Source organism: Methylocucumis oryzae (genome assembly GCF_000963695.1).
In the GTDB taxonomy this organism is placed as follows: Bacteria; Pseudomonadota; Gammaproteobacteria; order Methylococcales; family Methylomonadaceae; genus Methylovulum; species Methylovulum oryzae.
On record NZ_LAJX01000217.1, the window covers coordinates 1 to 6573 of the forward strand.

General features: G+C 41.0%; 5 protein-coding genes and 1 pseudogene. 1 reads left to right on the forward strand and 5 read right to left on the reverse strand.

What is annotated here, in order from left to right:
* Positions 1–322: 322 nt before the first annotated feature.
* The 5 genes from VZ94_RS25300 to VZ94_RS17685 all read right to left on the reverse strand — a co-directional run bounded on the left by VZ94_RS25300 (position 323) and on the right by VZ94_RS17685 (position 4755).
* A complete protein-coding gene (locus VZ94_RS25300) occupies positions 323–640 on the reverse strand; it encodes a TM2 domain-containing protein (protein WP_239650050.1) in 318 nt (105 codons plus the stop codon).
* Between the two features lie 32 nt (positions 641–672).
* On the reverse strand, positions 673–1377 hold the full coding sequence (locus VZ94_RS32475) for a spermidine synthase (protein ID WP_338040503.1): 705 nt from the start codon (positions 1375–1377) through the stop codon (positions 673–675).
* Entirely contained in the window at positions 1322–2494 is a 1173-nt protein-coding gene (locus VZ94_RS32480; protein WP_338040504.1) for a hypothetical protein, read from the reverse strand. The genes VZ94_RS32475 and VZ94_RS32480 overlap by 56 nt, the downstream gene beginning before the upstream one ends.
* Positions 2495–2972: 478 nt before the next feature.
* Positions 2973–3944 (reverse strand): glycosyltransferase family protein, encoded by a 972-nt coding sequence (locus VZ94_RS17680; protein WP_045780228.1) that lies wholly within the window; start codon positions 3942–3944, stop codon positions 2973–2975.
* A gap of 85 nt (positions 3945–4029) precedes the next feature.
* The gene (locus VZ94_RS17685; RefSeq protein ID WP_045780229.1) at positions 4030–4755 is read right to left on the reverse strand and encodes a Stf0 family sulfotransferase; all 726 of its coding nucleotides are present in this window, start codon (positions 4753–4755) and stop codon (positions 4030–4032) included.
* A 200-nt stretch (positions 4756–4955) separates the two neighbouring features.
* Here VZ94_RS17685 and VZ94_RS17695 point away from each other — a divergent pair.
* Positions 4956–6573 (forward strand): annotated as a pseudogene (locus VZ94_RS17695) (hypothetical protein); the annotation flags it as partial.

Consider the following 6573-nt stretch of genomic DNA (forward strand, 5'->3'; position numbering starts at 1 on the left):
ATAGGGCGTTTAGAGCGATGGTGTCGGCAGCAGGGATGCTGCCGCCAAGCTACAGGGGCGTATTTACGGCGTCCTTCGTTCTGAATGACCTGTCCCGTCTTAAGTTGGTAACCTTTTTCGGCAAGTTGCTGGATTTTCTAGCCTAAAATGTTAGGCATATGCCTAAATTTAAGAGCCATCTACCTGACGCCCAAAAGACCAGTCGTGTAGATGGCTTTTTGGTTCCCTTATTTTAACAGCCTACCCTTAGCATCTTTATTGATATGACCACCAAAGATAAGTGCAGCTTCGATAAATCCCCAAACAGCACCGAAACCACCGGTTAATCCTGTAACAACAATCTGGCAATGCCGATTTTATAATAGCCTAAATAAAATCGATGCGCGCCAATTAAACCCAAGAATAAAGCCAATAGTGTGGCGATAGTCCTAGATTTAACCGCTTGGCTTTTTAATAAATAAGCAGCGGTTAAATCAACTTTAACAGCGTTATCACCATCGACTTCAAAGTAAACCTCATCTCCCATTTCGGCAGGGACTTGGGCTATCCAATTGGCAAGCGCAAAATTGTATGATTTGCTATCGCTGACAATCACCCCTGTTTGAGTGGTTTCGTCTAAGTTTTCTATTTTTCCTAACATAGGTTATTCCTGTTTTTCTAGTTATGGTTGTGTTATTTCCAAATCTTGACAATATTTGAGTAATCATCAGTCCAAGGCTGCATATCAAAATACAGCGGCAGGGTTTGCCATTGACCAGCATTATTATCGGTGAGTGGTTTGAATACGTCCGGATTATTCGCTAAGACGACCCAATCGGTAGCTGCAATGAGGGGTAAATCTTGTTGTGGTTGAAATTCTTGTATCAGTGCTGCTAAGTGTAAGTGTTCAGCATGGATTGACAACACTTTTTTTAATAATAAATGCCGATTGGTTATATGGAAGGCGACGATGCCATTGGGTTTTAATTTTTTTAAATAAAGCTGAATCGCCTCAGATGTGAGTAAATGTGTAGGCACGGAATCAGAGCTAAATGCATCTATCATTAATAAATCAAAAGACTGGTCAGCCGCTTTAACGAGAGATAAGCGGGCATCGCCTATGATGGTTTCTGCCTGGCTCGCACAATCGCTGAGATAATGGAAATAACGTTGGTCTTTAGCAATCGTGACGACTAGCGGGTCTAATTCATACAATATCCAATGTTGGCTGGGCTTTTGATAACAGGTTAATGCACCGGCACCTAAGCCTATAACACCGATTTGCCAGTGCTCATTGACAGCATCGTAATGGCTGAATAACTGTCCCATTGGGCCTGGACGACTATAGTAAGTATAAGGCGTTTTGTTGGAACTCTTTCGATAAGCGTTCTGCGCCATGCTTAGTCGTGCCATGAAATAATTCATGATAGGTTTCGTCTTGTTGTTGTTCGTTAGTGAAAACGGCATTGCGCACGGATAATACGCCAAAAAATGTCCGTTCTTGATACAGCGTTTGTGCCGATAAGCCGTGTAGACCTAACGCTAAGAAAATAATCGCGCCATAAGATGTGGCATAAGCAATAGGACGGTTTCTGAGGGCAAATACCAAGGCTGTCATAACAATTAAACCCAGCGCAATAATATCGAAATAACTTTCTGGTTGGCTAATCAATGGGTGCATGATAATGCCAAATCCCAACACTATCAGTCCGGGGATCGCCTGTAACAAACGACTTAGCCAATGGGTGGGTATAATGCCGGGTCTTAATAATAGAGCGAGTGCCACCATAATAGGGTATTCATATACGCTATTAAAAATAAACGGGGCAACAAAGGTATTAAATAACCCCCCTAACATGCCTGCGAATGACATGATTAAATAATACTGAGTTAAGTATTGGGTACTCGGTCTTTGTGCGGCAAGCTCGCCGTGGCAAACCATGACGGCAAAGAAAAAACCTAATACATGCAGTATTAAATAAGCCCAATACGGTAAATCAGCGGGGTTTATAAAAGCGTAGGTAATAAAAGGTAATAAAAAAATGGCCTGAGTACGGCGCATAATTGTTTGCAGTGCCGAGTTCCAGCGCGAGAAAACGGCGATAAACGATACTAAATAAACGGCTAATGGAATAATCCATAATAACGGTACCGAGGCAATGTCGGTGCTGATGAAATTGGTTAAACCGAGTAATAAACTGGAAGGAACAAAAGCCAAAGCAAGCCAATGTAATTGGGTAGATAGTGTTGGCGCTTCATCAACTGTGGTTGATTCCGATGCTGCTTGCTGTTCCGTTTTAACGCGAGCTAACACTAATGCACAGCTAGCCACGCATAAGCATAATAAGCCGTATAAAATACCCCAAACTAAGCGTTGTTGTGCCAGACCTAAGCTAGGCTCGATGACCAAAGGATAGCTTAATAATGCACACAAACTGCCAGTATTGCTTGCAGCATATAAATAATAAGGGTCTTGACTGCTTTTTAAGCCTAGCTGGGCAAACCACTTTTGCATAAGCGGTGCGGTGGTTGATACAACAAAAAAAAGGTAGGCTAAGCGCGAGGGTTAACACGCCAAATAACCAAAAGCTAGGATTGCCTTCGGTTGGGGGGGAAATCGCATCCGGTAAGGCAGGGGGCAGGCTGATAAAACTCAATACTAATACCACGCCATGTATCAGGATTTGTTGGCGTAGCGTTAGCGTTTTACTGATAACATCAGCATACAAATAGCCTAAAAATAAAAATGTTTGGTAAAACACCATGCAGGTATTCCAAACGGCAGGCGAACCGCCTAACAGTGGCAATAGCAATTTGCCGAATAACGGCTGAATAACAAACATTAGTGACGCGCTTAAGAACAGCGTCATCGCAAAAAGTAAAGTAACGGCTAGTGGGCGCTTTGACATGATACGCAAAACCTAAAGACTCAAACCTTGTAATAATAAAGCAAGATGAGATAAATCAGTAACGTTTGTGTGCGTTACACACGCTTAACGCAATGTTGGTAATAACTGGCTATTATTATGCGTGGCTTGCTCAGCAAGCTGTTGTAGTTTTAGCTGGGCGTTAGCTAATAAATACTGTCTTAGCTCAAAGTCGCTGGCAAGCCTCAAAATAGCGTCTGTCCATGCTGTAGGATTCATAGCAACGATCAAGCCTTCCTTGTTATGTTCAATAACTTCGGCGCACGCGCTATTAGACGCATAAATGCCAACCGCATTAAATCGAGTAATGTCAAAAAACTTAGTATATGAACGCGCTTGATTAAAGCGATTAGCAACTAATGGATTTAAGCCTATATCGTAACGTTGTAAACAAGTAAATGTTTGATATTGTTGCCATTTCATAGGGTGTACAATCGTTGTGCGCGGTAACGTTTTATACAGATGATAAACCGGTGGGCCACCAATGATTTCAAAACATAAATTCGTATTTGCTTGTAATACTTGCTCTACAACCGGTTTTAGCCAGCGTATATCGTCAGAATGCGAGGCCGAGCCATGGTAAAACAGCTTGCATAACGGCGAAGGCTGGCTAAGTAGGCTAGGCAATACCAGTTTAGGTCGCCAAGAGGCATATTTTTGCATTAAGTATGGTGTAGAAACCCAAAGTTGCGCCTGTTGCTTGCGTAACCACTTCTTTCTGGATGAGGCTAACCGCCTCAGTTTTAATTGATAACGCCAAGGCATGGATAATGCTGCCTCTGGGTCTAAGACATCGTCGTCCATGAAAAAAACCAATGTGTTTATCTTATGTCGTGCTTTTTCTATACGTCTTAGCCAGTACGCGGGGATATAGCGGACAAAGACGATTATCGCATCGGTTAGTTGTTCTTCTGCAATAGGCTCATTAAAGCCAATTCGTTGAATTGAATAATTTTGTATTTCAAGAGCAGGAATCACGAAAAAATCGCTAGACGGATTGGCTATTTCTTCAATCACAAAAGCACGTTTGGCGCTCATATAAATAACGAGGTCAGCCTGCGTTAGGTGATATTGCTATTTTCAAGGAAAAAAACGGCGCGCCCACTCAATATTTCTCTGATCGCTAAGTTTTTTTGAATAACGAGGGTTCTTCTGGTAACACAATATTTTCAGGATGTACCGAGACAAACAGGGCAATCCGTTTAAGTACGGTAAGTAAATCTTCTTCAATGTCTTCGTAATAAACACAAAGTGGGAAAATTTTTTTGATGGAAAAAAGAAGGCTTGCCAGCCTTTTTTCTTGTGCAACAATGTGATTAAACCAGTGTTTAATCGCAACGTAATCGTATTCTAATGTATGATACAAAGCTAAGTTTTCTGATTTTTGCTGTTTATCAGTATGAAAAACAGCCGAAGCCGTTGCTCGGTATAATGAAATCGCTTGGGCAATTAAATCGCGCCGGGTCAGATAAATGTACTTAAATTCGTTCAAATATCCACGCTCTTGCATGGCCTCGAGATATTTTTCAAATTGAAACCAACTGGTTTTTAAGCTTGCAACATTATTAGCCGTTCTTTTAATGCGCATAGCATTTTTTAAGTACTCGTCGGCATTACGTGCCGGGATTTGGCGTAAGTATTTTTTAAGTGACAATTGCCCTAGTAATTCTTCCGGCTGGCCTAAGCGTTTAGTGGCTTTCATCCTATCGCATAAATAAGTGCTACCTGAACGAGGTGTCATCGCGAGTATGAATTTTTTGCGTGGTTCTTCAAAAGCAGATAATTCGTCTAATCGATTTAAATTAGGCGTAGCGTCATTGAATATAGATAAAAATAAATTTTCTGACATTATGTATCGAGATTTAACGAGGCATTTTTTCATTCAAAAAACGTTCGGTTCAAACAATGTTTTGCTTTTCAAAAGAAGGCATACTTTAGCTGTGGTTTTAAATTCAGGATGGCTAGACCATAATACCTTAGAATCTTCATTTTTGTTATCGACAACACGGCTCATTGCTTTATTTTTTAATTACTGAAAAACAAAACTATATGGATAAAAATCCTGCTACTTTAAATCATGCGGAAATAGAAGGCTTTGCTGATAGACTCTTTCATGCTGAACTAAATTTAAAAAGTATTACTGTTGATGGGCAACGGCGTTTACGTTTGTTAGCGGCTGAAGGGTTGCTTTATTTCCATAGAGACCAGATTGCTAATATTACTTCAGAACAACAAGCCGCGATAATGACGCTTTATCAAGCCGTTGGGGGTAAAATTAATGAATTAATAGAGCCTGTTACGCTATTACCGATTAAGAAGGTTAAGCAAAAGCCTAACATTGCTGGTGTGAAAATAAATAGGCTCGGAAAATTAATTGATGATTGTATTCACGAGCGCTTTCCAATTGACTGGGCTATACAGGCGAGTCATGGTCAGCTCGCCCTCGCCAGTCCTTTTTCCAGAAATTTAGCGGTATGTCGGGAGAGTTATGAGCTGCAAAGACCCCTTGGTTTACAATGCTTACGCTTTGTAGATGATGATAAAACATTGTTTTTGATGCAGGCTGTGGCAACGGCAGATGCTCTATTTTTGCCAGAAGCGCATGTGTTGATTCCGTTAGAGCCAGCTCACTCAGCAACTGGGTTTTGGGTGGAGCGATTTTATATCAAGCTTTTTTGTCAATTTATCGATTTATGCACTTATGCGAAAAATAGTAAAAATAACAAATTCTTAGGTTTTGTTGCCAGTCACCACAGGCCAGCCCATTACTATTATGAAATATTTCCTGCTGTCTATGAAATTTGTCATAAACTTCATGATGTTACGTTTATTTCTCGTGTACCCGATCTTGATTTTAATGATTTGTCGTTTTTGTTTGATAACTGTCAATATCTGAAGTTGACTTCAGATGAATTAGATAACAAAACGCGCGCAAATCAGGGTTGGGTCATGCATGTTGGGGTAAGCCGTTTGCAGTGTTTACACCGGTATGGTCTTTATTTGGCAGACCAGGTTTTGCTTGCTAAAGTACTGGCCTCACCAACAGCAATGGCGTTGGATAAAGTCAAGCAAGTTGCAGGCTGTTATCCATTGGTTTGGGTAGGAATTGAAGGGCAGAAGCGCTGTTGGATAGAGCAAATTGATGGTTATGCTACATACTTAATCAAACTTGCGCAACTTTATCCAAATTTGGGCGTTGTTATTGACGGCTGGACGTTGCCGTTTACACCTTCAGAGAAGTCATTAAAGGAAGCTGAAAAAGATTGTGCTCTTGCAAACACGCTGGTTCAGAAATTGAATAAATCGATTAAGGTCACATTAGTTGCCGGTGAAACAAGTAATACTAAGCTTTACGTGGGTTATCGAGTGGATTTTTTTATATGTAATTATCTTACGGGTTCTCTTTATGTTTCACGGATGCTACAAAAACCAGGTTTCTGTCATCGAGGGCAGGCTTTAGCAGAATTGACCAGCCGTGCTGGAATGCAGATACATCCGAATCGCCATGTTTATGTGTTGCCTAAACATCTTGTCCGTGACCAGCCTGAATTTTCGTTGTCGGGATTTAATGCTCATAATGCAGTAAAAGACGCTAACAGCAAAACTWYTTTTGACTTTGATGAAAGGACAGGAAGAATCCACGATTCCAGCAAACGCAGTGCTAGCA